This is a genomic window from Streptomyces sp. NBC_00223 (assembly GCF_036199905.1).
Lineage (GTDB): Bacteria > Actinomycetota > Actinomycetes > Streptomycetales > Streptomycetaceae > Actinacidiphila.
Genome location: NZ_CP108109.1, coordinates 7698652 through 7721052, shown reverse-complemented (window position 1 = coordinate 7721052; position 22401 = coordinate 7698652). Strand labels below are relative to the sequence as shown.

At 72.8% G+C, this 22401-nt stretch carries 21 protein-coding genes and 1 riboswitch; of the genes, 14 read left to right on the top strand and 7 right to left on the bottom strand.

Annotation, left to right across the window (positions count from 1 at the left end):
- The first annotated feature begins 99 nt into the window (after window positions 1–99).
- The 3 genes from OHA30_RS32780 to OHA30_RS32770 all read left to right on the top strand — a co-directional run bounded on the left by OHA30_RS32780 (window position 100) and on the right by OHA30_RS32770 (window position 2296).
- Window positions 100–744: a TetR/AcrR family transcriptional regulator gene (locus tag OHA30_RS32780; RefSeq protein ID WP_328917498.1), complete on the top strand. Its 645-nt coding sequence runs from the start codon at window positions 100–102 to the stop codon at window positions 742–744.
- Window positions 741–1454: a VC0807 family protein gene (locus OHA30_RS32775; RefSeq protein ID WP_328917497.1), complete on the top strand. Its 714-nt coding sequence runs from the start codon at window positions 741–743 to the stop codon at window positions 1452–1454. The genes OHA30_RS32780 and OHA30_RS32775 overlap by 4 nt, the downstream gene beginning before the upstream one ends.
- Window positions 1455–1558: 104 nt before the next feature.
- On the top strand, window positions 1559–2296 hold the full coding sequence (locus tag OHA30_RS32770; RefSeq protein WP_328917496.1) for a class I SAM-dependent methyltransferase: 738 nt from the start codon (window positions 1559–1561) through the stop codon (window positions 2294–2296).
- A gap of 77 nt (window positions 2297–2373) precedes the next feature.
- On the opposite strand, the gene OHA30_RS32765 is transcribed toward OHA30_RS32770, so the two are convergent.
- Together OHA30_RS32765 and OHA30_RS32760 are read right to left on the bottom strand one after the other, a co-directional pair.
- Window positions 2374–3429, bottom strand: coding sequence for a sodium:calcium antiporter (locus tag OHA30_RS32765; RefSeq protein WP_443045121.1), 1056 nt, complete (start codon window positions 3427–3429; stop codon window positions 2374–2376).
- 233 nt (window positions 3430–3662) lie between these two features.
- A complete protein-coding gene (locus tag OHA30_RS32760) occupies window positions 3663–5066 on the bottom strand; it encodes a UbiA family prenyltransferase (RefSeq protein WP_328917494.1) in 1404 nt (467 codons plus the stop codon).
- Between the two features lie 95 nt (window positions 5067–5161).
- On the opposite strand from OHA30_RS32760, the gene OHA30_RS32755 reads away from it, so the two are divergent.
- Genes OHA30_RS32755 through OHA30_RS32745 form a run of 3 tightly spaced genes read left to right on the top strand, consistent with a single transcriptional unit; the run spans window position 5162 to window position 7845 of the window.
- The gene (locus OHA30_RS32755; RefSeq protein ID WP_328917493.1) at window positions 5162–6235 is read left to right on the top strand and encodes a type III polyketide synthase; all 1074 of its coding nucleotides are present in this window, start codon (window positions 5162–5164) and stop codon (window positions 6233–6235) included.
- A gap of 6 nt (window positions 6236–6241) precedes the next feature.
- Complete coding sequence (locus tag OHA30_RS32750) at window positions 6242–6832, top strand: isoprenylcysteine carboxyl methyltransferase family protein (RefSeq protein ID WP_328917492.1); 591 nt, start codon at window positions 6242–6244, stop codon at window positions 6830–6832.
- Window positions 6829–7845 (top strand): NAD(P)/FAD-dependent oxidoreductase, encoded by a 1017-nt coding sequence (locus OHA30_RS32745; RefSeq protein ID WP_328917491.1) that lies wholly within the window; start codon window positions 6829–6831, stop codon window positions 7843–7845. Before OHA30_RS32750 ends, OHA30_RS32745 begins: the two co-directional genes overlap by 4 nt.
- Before the next feature lie 105 nt (window positions 7846–7950).
- Here OHA30_RS32745 and OHA30_RS32740 read toward each other — a convergent pair whose 3' ends face one another.
- From OHA30_RS32740 to OHA30_RS32730, 3 genes are all read right to left on the bottom strand, one after another.
- Entirely contained in the window at window positions 7951–8490 is a 540-nt protein-coding gene (locus tag OHA30_RS32740; protein WP_328917490.1) for a DUF6529 family protein, read from the bottom strand.
- Window positions 8491–8540: 50 nt separating this feature from the next.
- On the bottom strand, window positions 8541–8705 hold the full coding sequence (locus tag OHA30_RS32735) for a hypothetical protein (protein ID WP_328917489.1): 165 nt from the start codon (window positions 8703–8705) through the stop codon (window positions 8541–8543).
- A gap of 182 nt (window positions 8706–8887) precedes the next feature.
- Window positions 8888–9766, bottom strand: a complete 879-nt coding sequence (locus OHA30_RS32730; RefSeq protein ID WP_328917488.1) for an ATP-grasp domain-containing protein — start codon at window positions 9764–9766, stop codon at window positions 8888–8890.
- Between the two features lie 44 nt (window positions 9767–9810).
- Here OHA30_RS32730 and OHA30_RS32725 point away from each other — a divergent pair, with 44 nt between their 5' ends.
- Window positions 9811–9996 carry a hypothetical protein gene (locus OHA30_RS32725; protein WP_328917487.1) on the top strand — a complete coding sequence of 62 codons (186 nt, stop codon included), beginning with the start codon at window positions 9811–9813 and terminating at the stop codon, window positions 9994–9996.
- A 338-nt stretch (window positions 9997–10334) separates the two neighbouring features.
- Here OHA30_RS32725 and OHA30_RS32720 read toward each other — a convergent pair whose 3' ends face one another.
- A complete protein-coding gene (locus tag OHA30_RS32720; RefSeq protein ID WP_328917486.1) occupies window positions 10335–10589 on the bottom strand; it encodes a hypothetical protein in 255 nt (84 codons plus the stop codon).
- A 791-nt stretch (window positions 10590–11380) separates the two neighbouring features.
- A riboswitch (cobalamin riboswitch) is annotated at window positions 11381–11602 on the top strand.
- A 161-nt stretch (window positions 11603–11763) separates the two neighbouring features.
- Here OHA30_RS32720 and metE point away from each other — a divergent pair.
- The 7 genes from metE to OHA30_RS32685 all read left to right on the top strand — a co-directional run bounded on the left by metE (window position 11764) and on the right by OHA30_RS32685 (window position 20986).
- Window positions 11764–14082 (top strand): 5-methyltetrahydropteroyltriglutamate--homocysteine S-methyltransferase, encoded by a 2319-nt coding sequence (metE, locus tag OHA30_RS32715; RefSeq protein WP_328917485.1) that lies wholly within the window; start codon window positions 11764–11766, stop codon window positions 14080–14082.
- A 261-nt stretch (window positions 14083–14343) separates the two neighbouring features.
- Window positions 14344–15351 carry a terpene synthase family protein gene (locus OHA30_RS32710; protein WP_328917484.1) on the top strand — a complete coding sequence of 336 codons (1008 nt, stop codon included), beginning with the start codon at window positions 14344–14346 and terminating at the stop codon, window positions 15349–15351.
- A 7-nt stretch (window positions 15352–15358) separates the two neighbouring features.
- Window positions 15359–16747: a cytochrome P450 gene (locus tag OHA30_RS32705; RefSeq protein ID WP_328917483.1), complete on the top strand. Its 1389-nt coding sequence runs from the start codon at window positions 15359–15361 to the stop codon at window positions 16745–16747.
- Window positions 16744–18084, top strand: coding sequence for a cytochrome P450 (locus OHA30_RS32700; RefSeq protein ID WP_328917482.1), 1341 nt, complete (start codon window positions 16744–16746; stop codon window positions 18082–18084). The genes OHA30_RS32705 and OHA30_RS32700 overlap by 4 nt, the downstream gene beginning before the upstream one ends.
- Window positions 18085–18175: 91 nt before the next feature.
- Window positions 18176–18721, top strand: a complete 546-nt coding sequence (locus tag OHA30_RS32695) for an EF-hand domain-containing protein (RefSeq protein ID WP_328917481.1) — start codon at window positions 18176–18178, stop codon at window positions 18719–18721.
- A gap of 118 nt (window positions 18722–18839) precedes the next feature.
- The gene (locus OHA30_RS32690) at window positions 18840–19700 is read left to right on the top strand and encodes a class I SAM-dependent methyltransferase (protein ID WP_328917480.1); all 861 of its coding nucleotides are present in this window, start codon (window positions 18840–18842) and stop codon (window positions 19698–19700) included.
- Complete coding sequence (locus OHA30_RS32685) at window positions 19697–20986, top strand: phthiocerol/phthiodiolone dimycocerosyl transferase family protein (protein WP_328917479.1); 1290 nt, start codon at window positions 19697–19699, stop codon at window positions 20984–20986. The genes OHA30_RS32690 and OHA30_RS32685 overlap by 4 nt, the downstream gene beginning before the upstream one ends.
- A gap of 32 nt (window positions 20987–21018) precedes the next feature.
- Here the strand turns inward: OHA30_RS32685 and OHA30_RS32680 are convergent, their stop codons facing one another.
- Window positions 21019–22374: a cytochrome P450 gene (locus OHA30_RS32680; RefSeq protein ID WP_328917478.1), complete on the bottom strand. Its 1356-nt coding sequence runs from the start codon at window positions 22372–22374 to the stop codon at window positions 21019–21021.
- Between the last annotated feature and the right edge of the window lie 27 nt (window positions 22375–22401).

The following is a 22401-nucleotide window of genomic DNA, read 5'->3' as shown; positions in this document are numbered from 1 at the left end:
CGGCGGCCGTCCAGGAGCCGCCGAAGTATCGGCCGTGGCGCGGGTGATGGCGCCGCCACTCTCTTGCTCGGGCGAGCAAGACGTACTACCGTCTTGCTCATGCAAGCAAGGAATGGCACGTCCAAGCAAAAGGCGGGGCGCAGGGACAGGTCCTCCTTCACGGAGACGGGCCGCCGCGCCCAGATCGTCGCCGCGACGATCGACGTCATCGCCGAGGTCGGGTACCACCGGGCCTCGTTCGCGAAGATCGCGGAGCGCGCCGGGCTGAGCAGCACGGGGATGATCTCCTACCACTTCGACGGGCGGGACGACCTGATGCGCGAGGTCGTCGCCGAGGTGCTGCGGCTCGCGGACGGGTACATCCGCCCCCGTATCGAGGCCCATGAGAGCTACGCGGGCCGTCTGCGCGCCTCCATCGAGGGCAATCTCGACCTGCTGGCCGAGTACCCGAACCACCTCGCGGCGGTCGTCGAGATCCTCGGCAACCTCCGCGGCGGCGACCCCGGCATGGTCGCCTTCCTCGACACGACGGAGGCGAACCTGGCCGTCCAGGTGGAGCAGATCCGCAAGGCGCAGCGCGCGGGCGAGTTCCGCGACTTCGACCCGTGGGTGATGGTGCGGGCGATCCGCGCCGCCATCGACGACGTGGTGCGCCGCGCCACGCACGATTCCGATCTCGATGTACGGGCCGCCGGCCGGGAGCTGGCGGACCTGTTCGACCGTGCCACCAGGGGGACTTCATGACCGCAACGCACACGGGGGCGCAGACCGTGACCACGGGCCCGGCGCCGCAGACCGCCACGGACGAGGACGCCGCCGCCCCCACCCGACGCCGCACGGCGGCACTGCGCCGACGGCTCGCCGCGCAGCTGTTCTTCGAGCTGGCCCTCCCGCTCGGCTCCTACTACGGGCTGCGCGCGGCCGGCGCCGGCCAGTGGCTCGCGATGGTCGTCGGCGGAGCGCTGCTGCTGCCGTGGATCGGTTACGGCGTCGTGCGGCAGCGGCGCGTGGAGGCGATGGCGGTGTTCACGCTGACCCTGGTGGTGGCCGGAACACTGCTGTCCATGATCACCGGCAGCGCGCGGGTGCTGATGATCCGGGACAGCTGGCTGACCGCCGCGATCGGGTTCTGGGTGCTCGGCACGCTGCTCACCCGGCGTCCGTTCATGATGACGGCCTCGCGCGGCATCGTCATCGCCAAGGTCGGCGAGGCCGGACTGGCCGAGTGGGAGGCGCGGTGGGACGCGGAGCCGACGTTCCGTCACCACTTGCGGCTGGTCACGGCGGTGTGGGGAGCCGGCTTCCTGCTCGACGCGGTGCTGCGGGTGGTGCTGGTGTACACGATCCCGCTGGACGCCTTCCCGCTCACCAGCACCTTGCTCTGGCTGGTGATGCTCGGCGGTCTGTTCGCGTTCCACAACTGGTACATCACCCGGAACGGCCTGAAGCTGTAGGGGCGGTCGGGGACACCGGCGTCGAAAGGCCGGGCATCGACGCCGCGGATCGTGTCAGGATGCTCGTCATGTACGGGTCTGGTCGCGCACTGAGCTTCGGAGCAATGGCGGAAGCCTACGAACGGTTCCGGCCGGGGTATCCCGTGGAGCTGTTCGACCTGGTGATGGGGTACGCGGGCCGGCCGGTCCGGACAGCCCTGGAAATCGGCGCCGGGACAGGCAAGGCGACCCGCCTGTTCGCTCAGCGGGGAGTCGCGGTCACCGCGACCGACCCTGACGGGGCCATGCTCGCCGAGCTGCGCAAGCACGTGCCGGCGAGCGTCAGGCCGGTGCGAGCCGCGTTCGAGGAGCTGCGGCCGGGCGAGAGGTACGGGCTGGTGTACGCGGCGGCGGCGCTGCACTGGACGGACCCGGAGGGCCGGTGGCCACGCGTGGCCGCGCTGCTGGAGCCGGGTGGCGTGTTCGCCTCGTCCGGCGGGCCGTTCCGGCCGGCCGACCCGGCCGTGGAGGAGGCCGTTCGCGCGGCACGGGCGCCGTTCCTGGAGAGCGACGAGGTTCCGTCCCCGGACGGGACGCCTCCGGGGCATGCCATGCAGTGGCCGGGTACGGAACTCCAGCGGTCCGAGTGGTTCACCGATGTGCGACAGGCCGTGGTCGAACGGCGCTTGACGATGACCGCCCGCGACTACGTCGGCCATCTCTCGACCGTCTCGGCCTATCTCGTCCTGCCGGCCGCGGCGCGGGAGCGGATATTCGACCGGCTCCTGCGGGTGCTCCCCGAGACGGTCGGGATCACCGCCGACCTCACCGTCCATCTCGCCCGCCGGCGGGACGAGTTGTAGGTACGTCGCCCGCCCGCGGTTCCTCCGGGCACAGGGATCCACCGGTCATCGGCTCGCGGGCAGGGGGCGGGCGGGGCTCAGCCGAGGATCGGGACGAGGCCGAGGGCGAAGACCCCGTAGAAGCCGGCGGCCGCTGTCAGACGGCCCGCGGTGAGCCGGTGCGCCCGCATCGACAGCAGCAGGTAGACGATCGCGGCGATCGTGATCAGCCCGGCCCAGATCAGTGCGCCGTCGAACTTCCAGGTGGTGAAGAGCAGACCGAGACCGCTGGGCACGGTGGCCTGGATCATCATCGCGCCGGAGATGTTCGCCAGCGCCAGTTTGGTCTTGCCCTGCCGCACCCAGATCACCGCGTTCATCACTTCCGGCAGCTCGGTCGCGACGGGGGACAGCAGCAGCGCGGTCACCTCGCTGGGAAGCCCCAGCATCGGCCCGATCGCGTCGAGTTGCCTCACGAACAGCTGCGAGGCGAGGAAGATCACCGCGAGCGTGGCCAGCGTCTGTACGACGACCGCCCAGGTGGCCGGGGAAGCGGCCCCGCGCTGGAGCTTGAGCGGCTCCAGCTCCTCGTGCTCCCCGTCGCCCTGGTCCTCGGCGCGGATCTCACGCCAGAAGTACACCGCGTAGGCCGTGAAGAACAGCAGGCCGAGAACGGGCTTGTACGCGAAGGCCACCAGACCGAGCGCGACCTTCACGACGAAGATCGGCAGGAACCACTTCTGGTCCTTCGCCAGCCGCCGCATGTCCTTCTCGTCACCCAGCGCCTGCCCGGCCGGCCGGGCGGGCGTCGTGCCCGTCTCCTCGCGCACCGCCGACTCGTGGCGCCGGCGCTTGAGCAGCAGCACGAAGCCGGTCACGCCGTAGGCGATCGTGGACAGCGCCAGCGGGCCGCCCATCGCGGCACCCACGCCGATGTTCCTGGCCTCGGGTGTGGCGCCGGTGGTCACCGCGACCAGCGTCACCACCGACTCCGGCAGGGCCGTGCCGAACGCGGCCAGGATCGTGCCGACCGCCATCTTCCCCACGTTCAGGCGCTGTCCCAGCCATTCCACGGCGTTCACGAACCACTCGCACGAGAGATAGATCGCCACCGCGCACACGATGAGCAGCACATAATGGATCACACGGACCATCCAGCCTTCCGGCGCCGCGGAAAACCGGGGACGACACGCGGGAAGCGCGGCGTACGGCCCCGGCCCCGCGACACGCGACACGACGTCGGCAGGGAGCCGCAGGTCGCGCCCTGCCCGTACGGTCCCCGCGGCGGGTCCTGCCGAGGTACGGCGCCGCGCGGGCCGGTCGGATCCCACGCGGCCGCGCGCCCGTCCGGTGGTGGGCGTGACGGCCCGCGCCGGGGCGGGCCCGGTCACGTGAGGGCGTGGCCGCGCAGGAGCAGCAGGCCCACCGACGTGGCGGCCATCGCGAGTGTCGCGAGGAAGGGCAGCCGTGTGTGGGGGCGGGCGGCGGCCGGGGCGACGGTGGCCAGGGCCGCCACGGCGGTGACGGCGAGCGCGGTCCAGCCGGCCGCGCCGGGCGGGCCCGGCGGGCCGAGGACGAGGACCGCGGCGGCGCACAGCAGCGGCATCGGGGCCAGTAGCCGGCTGCGCCGGTGGCCCAGCCGCTGGGGCAGGCCGCGTACCCCGGTGGCGAGGTCGGCCTCGATGTCCGGAAGCACGTTGGTGATGTGGGCGCCCACCCCGAGCAGCGCGCCGGCCGCGAGCGCCCAGGCCGGCGGGGCGGGCCGGGCGGGCAGACCGAGCGTCACGAACGCGGGGAGCAGCCCGAAGGCGACCGCGTAGGGCAGCCAGGACCAGAGCGTACGTTTCAGGCCCGCGTTGTAGGCCCACGCGGCCGCCACCCCGGCCAGGTGCGCGGCCCCGGCCGCCGGACCGCAGGCGAGCGAGGCGGCCACGCAGAGGGGGACGGCGGCCCCCGTCGCGATCCGTACGGTGCGCGGTCGTGGCACGCCGGCGACCAGCGGCTTGTCCGTACGCCCGGCGGCCGTGTCCCGCCGCAGGTCCAGCAGGTCATTGCTCCAGCCGACGGACACCTGCCCGGCCAGTACGGCGAGCGCCACCAGTACGCAGCCGGCGGCCGTCTGCCCGGACGCGGCGGCGAGCGCCGTCACCAGGGCGGTCACGGCGACGGCCGGCTCTGGGTGGCACGCCCGGACCAGTCCGCGGACCGCCGCGCCCGGCGCACGGCGACCCGCGCCGCCGACCGGTGTCGTCCGGGCCCCGCCGTCGGCGGGCGCCGCGGCCGGGGCCGGCCCCGGGGCGCACGGACCCGTGTCCGGTGACGCGGAGACCGGCGGCGCACTGCCCCGCGCACCGGCGGACGTCACGGTGCCGCCCGGCACCGGGTCGGGTCCCGCCGTCGCCTCGAACCCCCGCGTGGTCGCGGCCGCATCCTCAACTCCCTCAACACACCGACCCGGGTCGATCCGCGCACCGGCGGACGTCACGGTGCCGCCCGGCACCGGGTCGGGTCCCGCCGCCGTCGCCTCGAACCCCCGCGTGGTCACGGCCGCATCCTCAACTCCCTCAACACACCGACCCGGGTCGATCCGCGCGCCGGTGGACGTCACGGTGCCGCCCGGCACGGCGGCGTCCCGCGCGAGGCCCGGCGCGTCGGCGGCGGCCGCCGCGATGGCCGCCGCAGCCGGGTCCGGCACGGGAAGCGGCCCGTCGGCCACCGGACCGTCGGCCGACAGCCCGTCAGCCGCCCCCGCGGGAGGCGTGTGCGCGGTCCCGCCGTGGTCGCTGGACACGCGCTCGACTGTAGAGGGGCACACCGCTCGGGCCGCTGCGGCGCGCACAAGCCCGAATCAACATCATTTGCCGGGAATATTCCTATGCTGACCGGATGAGTCGAATCGCTGGCGTGTACGCGGCACTGCCGCCCCACCGCTACGAGCAGCACGAGATCAGGGACGCGCTGGCGGAGATGGCCGGGGTCGGGGCGGCGGGCGGGGAGCGGCGCGGACTGCTGGACCGGATGCACGCCGGTTCCGCCGTACGCAGCCGGTACTTGGCGCTGCCGCTGGAGCGCTATGCCGCCCTGGGCGGTTTCGGCGCGGCCAATCGGGCGTATGTCACGGCGGCGCTGGAACTGGGCGAGGCCGCGGCGCGCGGGGCGCTCGCCGAGTCCGGTGTGCCCGCGACGGACGTCGAGTTGGTGGTGTTCACCTCGGTGACGGGCCTCGCGGTGCCGTCGATCGAGGCGCGGCTGGCGGGCCGGCTGGGACTGCGCCCGGACGTCAGGCGGATGCCGGTCTTCGGGCTGGGGTGCGTGGCGGGCGCCTCGGGCCTGGCCCGGGTGCACGACTACCTGGCGGGACGGCCCCGGGCCGCGGCCCTGCTGCTGTCGGTGGAGCTGTGCTCGCTCACGCTGCGGCGCGGTGACACTTCGGCGGCGAACCTGGTGGCCGGCGCGCTGTTCGGCGACGGCGCCGGCGCGGTGGTGGCGGTCGGCGCCGAGCACCCGGCGGCGGACACGGCCCGCGGCCCGCGGGTGGTGGCCACCCGCAGCCGCCTGTATCCGGACACCGAGCCGCTGCTGGGCTGGGAGGTCGACGACGACGGCTTCCGGATCGTGCTGGGCAGTGACCTCCCGGACACCCTGATGGACCATCTCGGCCCGGAGGTACGGGACTTCCTCGCCTGCCACGCGCTGAAGGCGGCGGACGTGACCGGCTGGATCTGCCACCCGGGCGGCCCGAAGGTCCTGGAGTCGGTACGGGCGTCGCTCGACCTGCCCGCGCGTGCGCTGGAGCTGTCCTGGCGCTCGCTCGCCGAGGTCGGCAACCTCTCCTCCGCGTCGGTGCTGCACATCCTGCGCGACACCCTGGACCTGGCCCCGCCGCTGGCCGGCACCCCGGGGCTGATGCTCTCCGTCGGCCCGGGGCTCAGCTCCGAACTCCTCCTGCTGCGCTGGTAGGCGGCGATGGTTCTCTCCCCCGTGGCCGACCGCCTGTCGGCCCCCGCCGCCCCCTCGTCCGCGGTCCTCTACACCGTGCTGGTGCTGCTGGTGGCCGTCGAGCGGCTGGCGGAGCTGGTGGTGGCGCGGCGCAACGCCGTCTGGAGCCTGGCCCGCGGCGGCACCGAGTACGGTCGCGGCCACTACCCGGTGATGGTCGCCCTGCACACCGCGCTGCTGGCCGGGTGCCTGGCGGAGACCTGGTGGGGCGGGCGGGTGTTCGTCCCCGCGCTCGGGGTGCCGATGCTGATGCTCGCGCTGGGCGCGCAGGCGCTGCGGTGGTGGTGCATCCGCACGCTGGGACCGCGCTGGAACACCCGGGTGATCGTGGTGCCGGGGCTGCCGCTGGTCGGCGGCGGCCCGTACCGGCTGATGAACCACCCCAACTACCTCGCCGTGGTGGTCGAAGGGGCCGCGCTGCCGCTGGTACAGGGGTGCTGGATCACCGCGCTGTGCTTCACGCTGCTGAACCTGGCGCTGCTCGCCGTCCGGTTGCGCTGCGAGAACAGCGCGCTGCGGGCCCTGCCGGCCGCCCCGGCCCCGGTGGGGGCGCCGTGATCGACCTGCTGGTGGCCGGTGGCGGCCCGGCCGGGCTGGCCACCGCGATCCACGCCGCCCGGGCCGGACTTGAGGTGGTGGTGGCCGAGCCGCGGCCCGGGCCGGTGGACAAGGCGTGCGGCGAGGGCCTGATGCCGGGGGCGGTCGCCGCGCTGGCCGACCTCGGCGTACTGGTCGGCGGCCGCCCGCTGCGCGGCATCCGGTACGTGGACGGCCGGCACCAGGCCGAGGCGTACTTCCGGGCAGGGCCGGGCCGCGGGGTGCGCCGTACCGAGCTGCACGCGGCGCTCGCCGAGCAGGCCGCGCGCCTGGGGGTGCCGGTGCTGCCGCTGCGGGTGGGCGAGGTACGCCAGGAGGCCGACCGGGTGCACGCCGCCGGGATCACCGCGCGCTACCTGGCGGCCGCCGACGGGCTGCACTCGCCGGTACGGCGGGCCCTCGGTCTGACCGGCCCGCCGGACCGCGCGACGGCCCGCTACGGTCTGCGGCGGCATTTCGCGGTGGCGCCCTGGACGGACTGCGTGGAGGTCCACTGGTCCGGCCGGGCGGAGGCGTATGTCACCCCGGTCGGGCCGCGGTTGGTGGGCGTCGCCCTGCTGACCTGCGAGCGGGCGCCCTTCGACCGCCAGCTCGGCGCGTTCCCGCACCTGGCCGCGCGATTGCCGGCCGTCGCCGCGACCCCCGCGCGCGGCGCCGGTCCGCTGCGGCAGCCGGTACGCGGCCGGGTGCTGGGGCGGGTGCTGCTGGTCGGGGACGCGGCCGGCTACGTCGACGCGCTCACCGGCGAAGGCGTCTCCCTCGCGCTGCGGGCCGCCGCCCACTTGGTGCGCTGCGTGCTCGCCGACCGGCCCGAGGAGTACGACCGTGCCTGGCGGGCGATGTCACGGCGGCACCGCGCGCTGACGGCGGGACTGCTGCGGGTGCGCGCCAACCCGCTGCTGGCCGGGCGGATCGTCCCCACCGCCGCACGACTGCCGGGGGTCTTCGGTGCGTTGGTCAACGGCCTCGCCTGAAGAGGGGGTTGCGCGCGGGCGGCAGGGTCCCGGGGGCGGTGCGGCGGACAGGGCTCGGGGACGGCGACAGGCCGGTGCCGGGCGGTCGACGTGCCTGACGACACGTCAGGTGGAGGACAGGCCCGGTACGGAGTCTCCGTTGAGCACCCACAGTCCGGCGGTGTACCACAGCAGGGCGATGCCAATGACGAGCAGTGACCCCATGACCGGCAGCAGCCAGCCCGGCAGCCGGCGGGAGCGCACCACCAGCACCTTGGCCACGAAGGCGCCGTAGAACGCGCAGCCGGCCACGGAGTGGATCGCCACCCGCGCGCTGCTGGTCTCGATGCCGTAGGTGACCAGGCAGTGGTAGGAGATCGGCAGGGAGAACAGGAAGGCGAAGAAGCCCAGGGCCCGGTGCCCGAGGCGGACCGGGCGCGGGGCGGCGCGCACTCCGGGCAGGCGGCCGTACATCCACAGGGCCAGGCCCAGCTGGATCAGGGCCAGGCAGAGCAGGGCGCTGCCGAGGCGCGCCTTGAGGTCCACCGCGTCGTTGCCGTGCTGCCCGTACAGGCCGCTGTTGTAGTCGGGGGTGTGCTGCTCGCCGAAGACGTAGATGCCGACGCCGACCGCGATCGGCAGCAGGATGCCGAGCCCGACCGTCACCGCGCGTACGGCGGGGCGGCGGGGCGGTCGCCTCTCGGCGTGGGAGCCGGTCAGCTCCCGACCTGCTTGCCCATGGCGTGCTCGACAAGGGTGCCGAGTGCGCCTGCGGACCTCCCGGCGGAGGACGCACCGCTCGCGGCGGAGGACGTACTGCGGGAACAGCCGCTCAGCGGCAGGGCGGCGGCGTACGAGGCCGTCGCAGGGATGCGTCTCATCACAGCTCCGAAGGTGCGGCGCGCGGTACGGGCCCAAGTGTCCCTCCGCGTCCCCGCCGTACCCGGCCACGCCACACGCCCGTACCGCCGTGAACAGGCGCGATCAGCCAAGCGGCCCATTGAGCCGGGGGCCGGGCCCGTTCAGGGGAGGTGACGGCTGCGCGGGGCCGCTTCCGCGCGTGCTACGGACCGACCAGCAGAGCGGCCAGCTCGCCTCGACCGCTCGACGGGTGCAGGTCGCTGACTTGACCGTCACCGACTTCGACGACCCGCCACACCCCGTCCGAGCGGAGGGCCACGTCGGTGGTGACGAACCGGCATCCCAGCCGCCGCACCGCGGGCCCGATGTGGTCGAGGTCGGGCACCGGCCCACGCTCGAACGGGCTGTCCGGGTGGGGGGTGAGCAACCTGGGTTCGCCGTTCAGCCACCACACGCGTACTTCGGCCGCGACGGACTCCGGCTTCGAGAACGTCTCGAAGCCGCGCAGAACGACCCCGCCGACCAGGAACTCCTCCTGCAGTTCCACGAAGCGCCGCACGACACGTGTCAGTCCGACCGCGTCGGCGAGATCGGGGATGAAGCACGCCTGGTCCCACTCGTGCTTGCGGGATTTGACGTAGTCCTTCACGATTCCCGGGCCCGGCGGCAACGGCCCGGCGAGGACAGCCAGGTCCTCGGCGGCCAGGATCTCCCCGGGTTCGGTGGGACGCCACGCGCTCGCGGGCGTGATGTCGACGAACATCGGGTACCAGCCCGGCAGTTCGTGAGCGGCCCGGTATTCCTCCGGAGTGACGAGCAGTTCGATGCCGCGTCGGCTCAGCGCCTCGGCCAATTCGGCGTATCGACCGCCGGGGATCATCCAACCTCGATACCAGGCACTCCCCAGCCCGGCCGGTACGTGCGCGACAGCCCGCTGTACGTCCCCCCGCAGCAGCGCGTCGTGGTCGACCAGCCCGACCGCCCCGCCACGGGCCCGCACCTCGTGTGCTTCCGCCGCGAAGTGTTCGTCCACACGTCGAGAGTTCAACGGATCATGGCAGTACAGGACGGACGTCGGCATGCCGCACACGCTACGGACCACCGGAGCCTTGGGCCACCGGATTCGTGCGGCCGGGCACGGCGGCGTGCGCTGAGCGGCGAGGGCCGCTGCGGGCCGTCGCCGGCTTCCCGCCCACGGTCAACGGATACAACTACAGCTGGACAGTGCCCGTATCCGACCTCGGTGACGCCATCGACTACATCGATATGCAGGGCGAGGGCTACGGCCCCCTGACCAACGTCCTCGGCTGAATCAATTCCGTCGACCGACGACCGTCCCCTCATCGTTCTTCGGACGGCTCCGACCGTCTCCCGTAAGGAATTCGGCCGGAGCCGTCCGAGGACACAGGACCCGCTGCCCGCGGTGGGCAGAATCGGATACGGGCCGGGGCCGGGGACCCGTCGGTGGCCATCCGCGAGCCGGGGTACGAGGGGCGCCTCGACCCCGAAGCCATCGCCGAAGCCGTCCGCGACGACGCCGAGGGCCGCCGAACAGCGACTCGGCGGCCCGCGTGAGGCAGCGCGCCGAGCAGGCCGGCGATCCGCGCCGTGGACGATGGCTCATCACAACGACCCGGCTCCGACGCTGTTCACCGACGCCACCTGAGGTATTTGCTCACACCCAGCCCTGCTGCCGCCACGAGGCATCCGGAGATCGCCAGCCAGAGAAGCGCTGCCATGATTCCCGCACATATGATCAGAAACCCGACCGGTGCAATGAACTCAAGTCTGCTGCCGGTTCCCCGTACGACCACCTCCGCGACAACCGCGATCATCACGGCCAGCATGATCAGGGGACCGATCACCGGAATCCCATGAGGGGTGACATCGACGGAAATCTCCACCCGGAACCCCCTTCGAACAGACGCCCGTTGCGAGGCGGATCAGCCCAGGACGCCCGGCTCACGCCGCGAGCGCCAACCGAAGATACCCCACACGTATCCCGCCGCCTGTCAGTGAAGTCTCGCCCGACTCAGCCGATTTCCCCTGGCGAAACAGCCGCCGACGGCGTGGGCGTCAGGTCGGGGAGTCGCGGAGGGAGCCGGCGACCGCCCGCAGGCAGAACGTGAAGTCCTCGGCCGATCCGGCGACCGCCGCAGCCGAACACCCCCACACCGCCCGCCGGATAAGGCGGCCCGCCCGGCCGAGGACACGGGCGTCCGCGACCGCAACCGAAACCGCTTGGTCGTTGACCGTCAGCTCTGCTGCGCCGTAGCGGGGGCAGTGGGCAAGGTGTATCCGTCGGCGAGCAGGGCTCGGCGGACAGCTACGGCCCGATCCCCGGCTGCTTCGAATTCGGCCTTCGCGGCCATGAAGTCGGCCTTGGTCCGCTCTCCGCCGGCCTCGAATTCGGCCCTGGTGACGTCGGAATGGGGACTCCGGCGGTGAGTTGGGCAGGACGTCCGGCGATCGGGGGGTCTTGTGACGGTCCGATCGCCGTGCCGGGGCGGACCGTGACGTTCCTCCGCTCGGACGGCGTGCGCCGACTGCCCGCGGACTTGGCCCGTGCCCCGCTTTCACCTCCTTCGTTCCGGGCGTTCCGGGCCGGTCCCGGACTCCGCCGGGGAACCGGACCTGTGTCCCACGTCATGTCCCGACATGTGAACAGCGGCGCCCGGGAAGTGGCCCGCCCTCTAACCTGGCCGGTGCAGCTGGTTCGCCCTGTCCGCCAGGCAGGCGCGTCGCAAGAGGGAACCCGGTGGGAATCCGGGACTGCCCCGCAGCGGTGAGTGGGAACGACCGCCGTCATACGCACTGGATCCGGACCGCGGATCTGGGAAGCGACGGCCAGTAGGTGTCCGGCACGAAGCCGGACGCGCCCGCGAGTCCGAAGACCTGCCCGTTGCCCGTACGCGACCGATCGCGTGCGGAAATCCCGGTGACCTCGTGGGCGGGTCGGCGTACATATCGGCGGAACGGGCGCGCCCAGGGCGTGCTGCCGGTCCGTCCGGTCCGTCACCCTTCGCGCTCGCGTCCCGTCGCCGGGATGCCAGGAGACATCTCGCGAAGGAGATTTCCGTGACAGCGAAGTCCGCAGCCGCGGCAGCACGGCCCACCGTGTACGGCTACCCCCGCCAGGGACAGCAGCGGGAACTGAAGAAGGCCATCGAGGGGTACTGGAAGGGCCGGGTCACCGCCGACGCCCTCCGGGAGACCGCGGCCGAGCTGCGCCGCGCCAACTGGCGGCAGCTGGCCGACGCCGGTGTCGATGAACTGCCCACCGGCGACTTCTCGTACTACGACCATGTCCTGGACACCACCGTCATGGTCGGTGCCGTGCCCGCCCGGCACCGAGCCGCGGTCGCGGCCGACCCGCTGGACGGCTACTTCGCGATGGCCCGCGGTACGCAGGAGGTGGCGCCGCTGGAGATGACCAAGTGGTTCGACACCAACTACCACTACCTCGTCCCCGAGTTGGGCCCCGGCACCGTCTTCACCGCCGACCCGTCCAAGCAGGTCGCCGAGCTGAAGGAAGCCCTCGCGCTCGGTCACACCGCCCGGCCGGTGCTCGTCGGCCCGGTCACGTATCTCCTGCTCGCCAAGCCCGCCCCCGGTGTGGCCGCCGACTTCGAACCGCTGACCCTGCTGGACCGGCTGCTGCCGGTCTACGCCGAGGTGCTGGCCGATCTGCGGGCCGCCGGCGCGCAGTGGGCGCAGTTGGACGAGCCCGCGCTTGTCCAGGACCAGCCGCCTGCCGTGCTGGACGCCGTGGCGCGCGTCTACGGCGATCTGGGGGCGCTCACCGACCGGCCGAAGCTGCTGGTGGCGTCCTACTTCGACCGGCTGGGCGAGGCGCTGCCGGTGCTGGCCAAGGCCCCCGTCGAGGGCCTGGCGCTGGACTTCACCGGCCCGGCCGCCGCCAATCTCGACGACCTCGCCGCCGTCGGCGGGCTGCCCGGCAAGCGCCTGGTCGCGGGCGTCGTGGACGGCCGCAACATCTGGATCAACGACCTGGAGAAGTCGCTGTCCACACTGGCCACCCTGCTGGGCCTGGCAGACCGGGTGGACGTGGCGCCGTCCTGCTCGCTGCTGCACGTGCCGCTCGACCTCGGCGCGGAGAGCGGGCTCGACCCGCAGGTCACCCGCTGGCTGGCCTTCGCCCGGCAGAAGACCGCCGAGGTCGTCACGCTGGCCCAGGGGCTCGCCCAGGGCACCGACACCGTCGCCGCCCGGCTCGCCGCCAACCGCGCGGACCTCGCCTCCCGTACGGCCTCCGCGCTCACCCGCGACCCCGCCGTACGGGCCCGCGCCGCCGCCGTCACCGAGGCGGAGACCCGCAGGCCGCAGCCGTACGCCGAACGCGCCACCGCCCAGCGCGCCCGCCTGGGGCTGCCACTGCTGCCGACGACCACCATCGGCTCCTTCCCGCAGACCGGCGACCTGCGCGCCGCCCGCGCCGACCTGCGGGCCGGGCGGATCGACACCGCCGGGTACGAGGAGCGGATCGCCGCCGAGATCGCCGAGGTCGTCTCCTTCCAGGAGAAGACCGGGCTGGACGTCCTGGTGCACGGCGAGCCCGAACGCAGCGACATGGTCCAGTACTTCGCCGAACAGCTCACCGGCTACCTCGCCACCCGGCACGGGTGGGTCCAGTCCTACGGCACCCGCTACGTCCGCCCGCCGATCCTGGCCGGCGACATCTCCCGCCCCGAGCCCATGACGGTCCGCTGGACCTCCTACGCACAATCGCTCACCGACCGCCCGGTCAAGGGCATGCTCACCGGCCCTGTCACCATGCTCGCCTGGTCCTTCGTCCGCGACGACCAGCCGCTCGCCGACACCGCCCGGCAGGTCGCCCTCGCGCTGCGCGACGAGGTCGCCGACCTGGAGGCCGCAGGCACCGCCGTCATCCAGGTCGACGAACCCGCCCTGCGCGAAACCCTGCCCCTGCGCGCCGCCGACCGGCCCGCGTACCTCGCCTGGGCCACCGAGGCGTTCCGGCTCGCCACCGGCGGGGTACGCGCGGACACCCAGATCCACACGCACATGTGCTACGCCGAGTTCGGCGACATCGTGCAGGCAATCGACGACCTCGACGCCGACGTCATCAGCCTGGAAGCCGCCCGCTCCCACATGCAGGTCGCCCACGAACTCGCCGCCCACGGCTACCCCCGCGAGGTCGGACCCGGCGTCTACGACATCCACTCCCCGCGCGTGCCCGACACGCACGAGGTGACGGCCCTGCTGCGCAACGGACTTGAGGGCATCCCCGCCGAGCGGCTGTGGGTCAACCCCGACTGCGGCCTCAAGACCCGCGCCTGGCCCGAGACACGCGCGTCCCTGGAAAACCTGGTCACCGCGGCCTGCACGGTCCGCGCGGAACTGCCCGCCTCCTGACCCCCCGACGGCCGGGAGGGACGTGTTCCGCGTCCCTCCCGGCCGCGCCCGTGCCATCCGGCCGCCCCCGCCCCCGGGGCGGCGTCCCGCCCGGGCACCGGGCCGACTCGACGGCCAACAGCCCCTGCACGGCCCCCAGTCACGTCAGCCGCTCGCCCGCGAGCGAACCGATCGGGTGAAACAGCGGCCCGGCGCATTGCGTCACCTTCGGTTGCGAATGATCATCTCAGCGTTAGGTACCGCAACGAAGGGCAAGCGTACGTGACGCAACCAGGGGCTGTTTTCAGCACGCCATGGCCGCTCAGGGTCAACCCGCATCTCGACCAGGCTCGGGAGAGCGCGATCGCGTGGATGCGGGGGCACGGTCTGCTGCACGGCGAGCAGGGGGTCGAGGACTTCGTCGAGTGGCGGCTGGCGGAGGTCGCCGCGTACTTCTACCCGAAGGCCGATGCCGAGGACTGCTGCGTCGCCGCGCAGATGATGGGGTGGTACTTCCTGCCCTTCGACGACCAGTTGGACGGTGACATCGGGCGTGATCCCCGGCGGGTGCACCAGGTCTGCGACGCGCTGATCGGGATCGTGCACGGCATCTCGGGGCCCGAGCTCTACCAGGCGCCCACGGTCAGGGCGTTCGCGGATCTGTGGCGCCGGATGACGCGGGGGATGTCGGCGTCGCTGCGCGGGCGTCTGGCCCACCACTGGGAGTCGTACTTCTCCTCCCAGCTGACGGAGGCGGTCGACCGCCTCGACGGGAACGCGTACGTCGATCTGGAGGAGTACTTCCAGCTGCGGGCGGCGACCACCTGCGCGTACGGGCAGAACGACCTGGCCGAGAAGTGGGGCGGCGTCGAGGTGCCGCCCGCCGTGTGGCACCACCCGTACCTGGCGCGGATGCGGCAGTTGGGCGCCGACCTGGTGGCGATCAGGAACGACTCGATGTCCACCTCGCACGAGGACGTCACGGGTCTGCACAACGCGATCCACATCATCGAGCGCACCCGGGCGTGCACGCGCCCGGAGGCGCTGGCCCGGGCCTCGGCGCTGGGCCAGGAGAAGGTGGACCAGTTGGTGACGCTGGAGGCCGAAGCCCTCCCCCGGCTGCTGCGGCATCTGAACGCCGCACAGGGCGCGGCCGTGCTGGAGTACGCCGACGTCATCCACGACTGGGTCGTCGGCGACTACGTGTGGGAGCAGACCTCCACCCGCAACCAGTCCCATCGCACCCTGCCCGAGTGGGCGTCCGCGCTGCTCATGACCGCCGGAGCCTGACGACTCGATGACACGGACCATCCCCCGCGTGCCGGGCGGCCTGCCGGTGCTCGGCCATCTGCGCCAGTTGCTGACCGGCCCCACGCGGTTTCTGAACTCCCTTCCCGCGCACGGCGACCTGGTCGAGATCCGTCTCGGCAGCCGACCGACCTACGTGGTGTGCAGCCCCGAACTGGCCTCCCAGGTGCTGATCCGCGAGCGCCGCCGGTTCGACAAGGGCGGCCCCTTCTTCGAGAACATCGCGGTCTTCTTCGGCGACGGTCTGGCCACCTGCCCCAACGCCAAGCACAGCAGGCTGCGCCGGCTGACGCAGCCCGCGTTCAGCCCCCGGCAGCTCGTCCGCTACAGCGAGCTGGTCAGCCGCGAGATCACGGCGGTCACGGAGCCGTGGCGCGACGGGCAGGTGCTGGACGCCCACCGGGTGATGCAGGAACTGGCGATGCGGATCACCGTCTCCACGATGTTCGCCTCCTGGTTCTCCGGCGGGCAGGACAGCGCGGACCTGGCGCGGGAGACGCTGGGACATGTCGACACGCTGGTCAGCGGCGCCTTCCTGCGGATGGTGGCCCCGGGCATGGCCCGTCTGCCGCTGCCCGCGAACCGCCGCTACGAGCGGGCCCGACTGGCCCTGTACGCACGGATCGACGAGACGATCGCCGCGTACCGCCGGGAGACACCGGACCACGGCGACCTGCTGTCGATGCTCCTGGCCCGCGACGGCGCCGGCGACGCGCTGAGCGACCAGGAGATCCGGGAGCAGGTGATGACGATGTTCATCGCCGGCATCGGCACCACCGCCGCCATGCTGGCCTGGGCCCTGCACTATCTGTCGCTCGATCCCGCCCTGGAGGCGTCGGTCGCGGCGGAGGTCGGCAGCGTCTGCGACGGGGACACCGCGCGCCACGGCGACCTGCCGCAGCTGCACTCCCTGCGGAGCGTCGTCACCGAGACCTTCCGGATCAGCCCGGCCGCCTGGATGTTCAGCCGCGTCACCGTGGCCGAAACGGACCTGGCCGGCCACCGGGTCCCCGCCGGCGCGGACATCCTGATCAGCCCGTATGTGCTGCATCACCGCCCGGATCTGTTCCCGGACCCGGAGCACTTCGATCCGGGCCGCTGGGACGGTGACGGCAGGACCCGGGCGAAGGCCGAGCGCGCCGGGACGCTGCTCCCCTTCGGCACCGGCCACCGCAAGTGCATCGGCGGCGACTTCTCCGTCATGAACATCACGCTCGCCCTGGCCACCATCCTGAAGTCCTGGAGCCTGGCGCCGGCCGGCGGGCGGCCCGTCACCGTGAGCGGCCGCAGCATCATCGAACCGCGTGACCTGGCCCTGCGGCTGAGCCACAGAACGATCCCCGCCCCTCGGGCGACCCACGCGGAGGAGATCCGATGAGCACCACCCTGGCCGCCTCCGTACCGACCGCCCCGAAGCGGCTGCCGTTGCTCGGGCACGCCGTTCCGCTGCTGCGCGACCCCGTGGGACTGCTCCAGTCCATCCGCCCGCTCGGCGAGGTCGTACGCGTCTGCATGGGTCCCCTGGACGTGTACGTGCTCAACTCCCCCGCTCTCGTACGGCAGATGCTGGCCTCCGACTCGGACTCCTTCCGCAAGGGCCGGTTCTACGAGAAGTTCCGCCCCTACCAGGGCGACGGTCTGTTCACGCTGGACGGCGACGTCCACCACCGCCAGCGCCGGCTGGTGGCCCCGGCCTTCCACCGTTCGAAGCTCAAGGAGTACACGAAGGTCATGCGCGACGGCGCGCGGGCGCGGTCCGCCGACTGGACGCCCGGCGGCCGGATCGATGTGGGCACGGAGATGTACACGCTGACCAGCGAGATCGTCGCGCGTGTCCTCTTCGGCAGCGAGATGCCCACCGAGGGGATCGGGCGTATCCGGGAGTGGCTGCCGGAGTTCATCCAGGGCATGGGACGCAAGGTGGTCTCACCGGTCGGCTGGTTCGACCGGCTGCCGACCCCGGCCAATCGGCGGTTCGAGACGGCCCGGCAGGGGCTGCGAACGCTGATCGACGGCCTGATCGCCTCCCATCTCGACGGTGACGGGGACGAGCGGGACCTGCTGACGATGCTGATCGAGGCCAGGGACGCCGACACCGGAGAGCCCCTGACCCCCGCGCAACTGCGCGACGAGGCCATGACGTTCTTCAACGCCGGGATCGAGACCGTCTCCTCGACGCTGACCTGGCTGTTCTACGAACTCGGCCGCAATCCGCTGGTGGAGAAGCGCGTACTGGCGGAGGTCGAAGAGGTGCTGGGCTCGCGGCCGGTGACCTTCGACGACATCCCGCGGCTCCCGTACCTCCAGAGCGTGGTCCGCGAGACGCTGCGGCTGCACAGTCCCGCGTGGATGCTGACACGCCGGCCGGCCGCGGCCACCGTCCTGGGCGGACTGCACTTCCCCGCGGGGACCGAACTCCTCTGCAGCCCGGCGACCCTGCACCGCGATCCCGAAATCTACCCGCGGCCCCTTGAGTTCGACCCCGACCGCTGGCAGACCGTCGACCACCGCGGCCCGACCTTCCTGGCCTTCAGCGCCGGTCCCTACAAGTGCCTGGGTGACCACTTCGCCCTCGCCGAACTCGTCATCGCCGTCGCCACCATCACTCCCCGCTGGCATCTGGCTCCCGTCTCCGACCGCGCCCCGCGCGAGGTCGCCGGAGCGGCCCTGGCCCCCGACCGCGTGCTCATGACCACACAGCCGCAGGGCTGCTGAGAACAACACGGCGGTCACCTCCGGCGACTTCGTATGCCGGAATCCGGCCGTGCGATGCGAGAAACCCACACCCACCATGAAAGGAATCGCAATGCTCGGAGCAGTGCAGCGGACGAACCTCAACCGGGTGTTCGACGCCTTGGACATCACCGGTGACGGTGACATCAGCGCGGACGACTTCCTGGCCCTGGCCCGCAATGTGCGGGCCGTGCGGGACGACGTCGACACCGAGCTCGCCGCCGAGATCGACCAGGCGTTCAGCGACTGGTGGGAGATCTTCCGCGAGGCGGCGGACAGCGACGGCGACGGAAGGGTCAGCCGCGAGGAGTTCATCGTCGCGGTCGACAACGGACTGCAGAACGACCCCAAGTACATCGACCGGATGATGCACGTCTCGGAAGTGGCCTTCCACGCGGCGGACACCGACGGCACCGGGCGGCTGACACCCGCCCAGGTCGAGCGCATCTACGAGGCCTTCGGCGTCGACTCCCGGTTCAGCGCGGAGACCTTCTCCAGGATCGACCGCGACGGGGACGGCTTCATCACCATCGACGAACTCCTCCAGGCCTCCCGGGACGTCTACCGGAGCAACGACCCGGAGGCCGCCGGCGTCGTGCTCTTCGGCCCCGTCTCCTGACGAGCACCACCGCACCGGGCGGGCCCCCGTGGGGCCCGCCCGCCCGTACGGGCCCGTTCCCAGAGCTGTCGCCTGCCGGGGAACGGGCCGCTCGCGCACCGACAGACAGGGAACGGCCATGGTCACAGCGCCCGATGACCGGCGCGGCCCGCGCTACGGCGCGGGGCTGCTCGAGCATCAGCACCCCCTGGAGTTACGGCGGCTGCGCGCGCTCGAGGTGTTCGCCGACCCGGCCAGCCGGGCCGCGCTGGAGCACTGCGGTCCCCGACCGGGCACGCGCTGCCTGGAACTGGGCGCCGGCGCCGGCTCCGTCGCCCGTTGGCTCGCCGAACGGTGTGCGCCCGGCGAGGTGGTGGCCACCGATCTGGACACGAGTCTCCTGCCGCGCGACGTACCGAACCTGACGGTCCTGCGCCATGACGTGGCCCAGGACGACTTTCCCGACGGGTCGTTCGACCTGCTCCACGCCCGCTCGCTGCTGGAGCACCTGCCCGAGCGGGAGGAGGTGCTGGCGCGGATGGTGCGGTGGACGGCCCCCGGCGGCCGGATCTGCGTGGACGGCATCACCGTCACTCCTCCGCTCGACGCGCCCGACGCCCTGCGCCGCTGTGTCACCGGCCTCAACGACCTGGCCGGCGGCCGGATGGGGACGGCCGTCCGGTGGGCCACCGACCTCCCCGATCTGCTCGCGCGCGCGGGTCTCGGGCACATCGGCCTGGCGTACACACCGGGCCTGGTCGGTCCGGGCGGCAACGCCGACGCCTTTCTGCGGCTCTGCCTGGAACAGGTCGGCCCGGCCATGGTCGGCCAGGGCCTGGTCCGGCGACAGGACCTCGACGCGTACCTCCACCTGCCGCCCGGTGACGCCCGCCCCGCCCCGGTCTTCCTCGTCGTCTCGGCCTGGGGCCGGCGCCCACGGAACCGTCCGCGCCCGGGGCAGCCCGCGAACCCCTCCCTGTCCGCAAGGAGTTCACCTTGACCACCGCCACCGCCACCGTGACCGCCACCGCTGTCGACGAACGCCCCCTCGCGGCCAGTGAGGTCCCCTTCGCCTTCTTCGGCATGCCCGTCGTCTTCACCCAGCGTCTGTACGGCCGGCTCGATCTGGACGCGCTCGCCGCCGCCGTCGACGACCTGATCGCCCTCCACCCCGTCCTGTCGGCCCGTATCGTCCCGACGGAGGAGGGCTACGTCCTGCGTCTGGACCGCTCGCTGCCCGCGCCGCGGCTGAGAACGGACGGCGACATCGACCACGTCAGCACGCGGTACGCGCCGGACACCCCCATCTTCAGAGCCGTCGTGGTGCGGGAGGACGACAGCAGCCATCGGCTCGCGCTGTCCGTGAACCACGTGATCTGTGACGGCGTCAGCACCCTGACCCTGCTGCACACCCTGTGGCAGAGCTACACGGCGCGGGTCACCGGCGGCACGCCCGCGCTGCCACCGCCCACCGCCGGGCTGCCCAGTCCTGTCGAGGAGCACTTCCGCGCCCGTTTCACCGACGGGCAGCTGGCCGACTTCCTCGCGGAGCGTGCCGCGAAGATGCGCGGTCTGGCCCCGGCGTGCATCCCCATCGTCGTCGAGGTGGACGACTCGGCGCTCGACGCCGGTGCCCACACACGTCAACTGCGGCTGTCCGCCGAGCAGGCCGTACGGCTCACCGGCGCGGCGCATGCCTCGGGCGTCACCATGCACGCGCTGGCCTGCGGCATCACGCTGCGCGCGGTCCACACGCAGACGGACTCGCCGGCCGAGACCGTCACCATGACCTGCTTCTCCGCCCTCGACCTGCGGCGGCGCCACAGGCCGCCGCTGCCCCGCCACCATCTGGTGATGGCCGCCTGCGCCCAGCACACCGTCGTCACGGTGGGCCCTGACCGGCATCCCGCGGACATCGGACGCGAGGTCTGGGAGCAGTTGCGGGCCGCCGTCACGGACGGCACCGCCGAGAAGACCATCGCCGCGATGCCCCAGGTGATGGCCGAGGCGGTCAACGCCCCGATGAGCGTCTTCATCAGCAACCTCGTGGCGAAGACCCAGCCGCTGCGCCTGCCGCCGGACCTCGTCTCCGGCCCGGTGGACGGCTGCGCGATGCCCCAGGGCCCGGTCCCCGCCGTGTTCCTGACCGGCAACGAGGGTGACGACGACACGGCGGACCTCGTCATCACCCTCATCCTGGCCAGGGGCTGGTACACCGCCCGGCAGGCCGACGACCTGGCCGGCGCGATCGAGCGGACGCTCGACGCCACGCTGAGCGGCACGTAGGCCCGGACTCCCCCTGCGGCGAGGCCGCCCGCTCAGCGGCGGGCGGCCACCCGCATGGTCAGCGCGCGCGGGGAGATCACGGCACGTACCGCCGGCCGGACGGTGACGCCCGGGACCGGCAGCAGCCTCCAGCGGGTCGCCAGCGAGGCCATCGCCAGGGACGCCATGGTCAGCGCGAAGTGCTCACCGAGGCACTTGGCGCCGCCGATGCCGAACGGGAAGTAGGCGGCCGGGGGGACCGTGCTCCGCCCGGTGTGCGGGTCGGGCAGCCAGCGCCCGGGCCGGAAGGCGTGCGGGTCGGTGTAGATGTCGGGCCGCCGCTGGACGACGAAGGGGCTGACCAGCACCGCGGCCCCGGCCGGCAGCCGTCGGCCGCCCAGCTCGACGTCCCTGGTGGCCGAGCGCAGGAGGCCCCAGGCCGGGGGATACAGCCGCAGGGCCTCCTTGACGACGCGGCCGGTGTGCTCCAGGCGCGGCAGGTCCTCCAGGGTGGCGGTGCGGCCGTCGAGGGCGGCGTCGGCCTCGGCGAGGAGTTCGGCCTCCGCCTCCGGGTCCGAGCCCAGCAGGTGCCAGGCCCAGGACAGCAGGGCGGAAAGGCTCTCCGCCCCGCCGAGGACGATCACCATGATCTGGTCGACCAGCTCCTGTTCGGTCAGTCCGGCCCGGTCGTCGTCACGGGCCTCGATCAGCCAGGCCAGCAGGTCCTGTGAGCCGCTCTCCCGCTGCCTGCCCTCGCCGATGACCTCGCGCACGTAGTGGCGCCACTGCGTGAGGGCGCGGCTGTGCCGGCGGTTGGCCGGCGTGGGGATACGGGCGGCCGCCGCGGGGAGCAGCGCGCGGGTGGCGAGGCCGCGCAGATAGGTGTCCATCCACTGCCGGAGCATGGCGGTGGTCCGCGCGTCGACGCGTGAGGAGAAGAGGGTGCGGACGGCCACCGAGGTGGTGAGGGCGAACATCTCGTGGACCACGTCGATGACCTGGCCGGGCCGCCACGACTGCCCGAGGGAGCCGATCTCCTCGCTCATCAACTCGGCGTACCGGCCCATCCGGTCGCGGCGGAAGGCCGGTTGGACCATCAGCCGCTGCCGCCGGTGCTCGTCGAAGAGGCAGGTGGCCACGCCGTTGCCGATGTCGCCGCGGAAGCGGTCCCAGATGGGCCCGGTCCGGTCGAACGCGTGCCGGTCGGAGAGCACCTTGTGGGCCAGCTCGGGCTGGCAGGGGATGTACATACGGCTCCCGACGGACCTGACCTCCACCAGGTCGCCGTGGCCGGGCAGCGCGCCGAGGAAACCGAGCGGGTCCCGGCCGAAGGCGGGCAGATGGCCGGCCACCGGCCAGGCGCCGGGCACCGGCTCCGGCCGTCGCGCGGCGGTTTGAGCAAGCGTCACGGTTCCCCGTCCCTTCGGAGGAAAAGC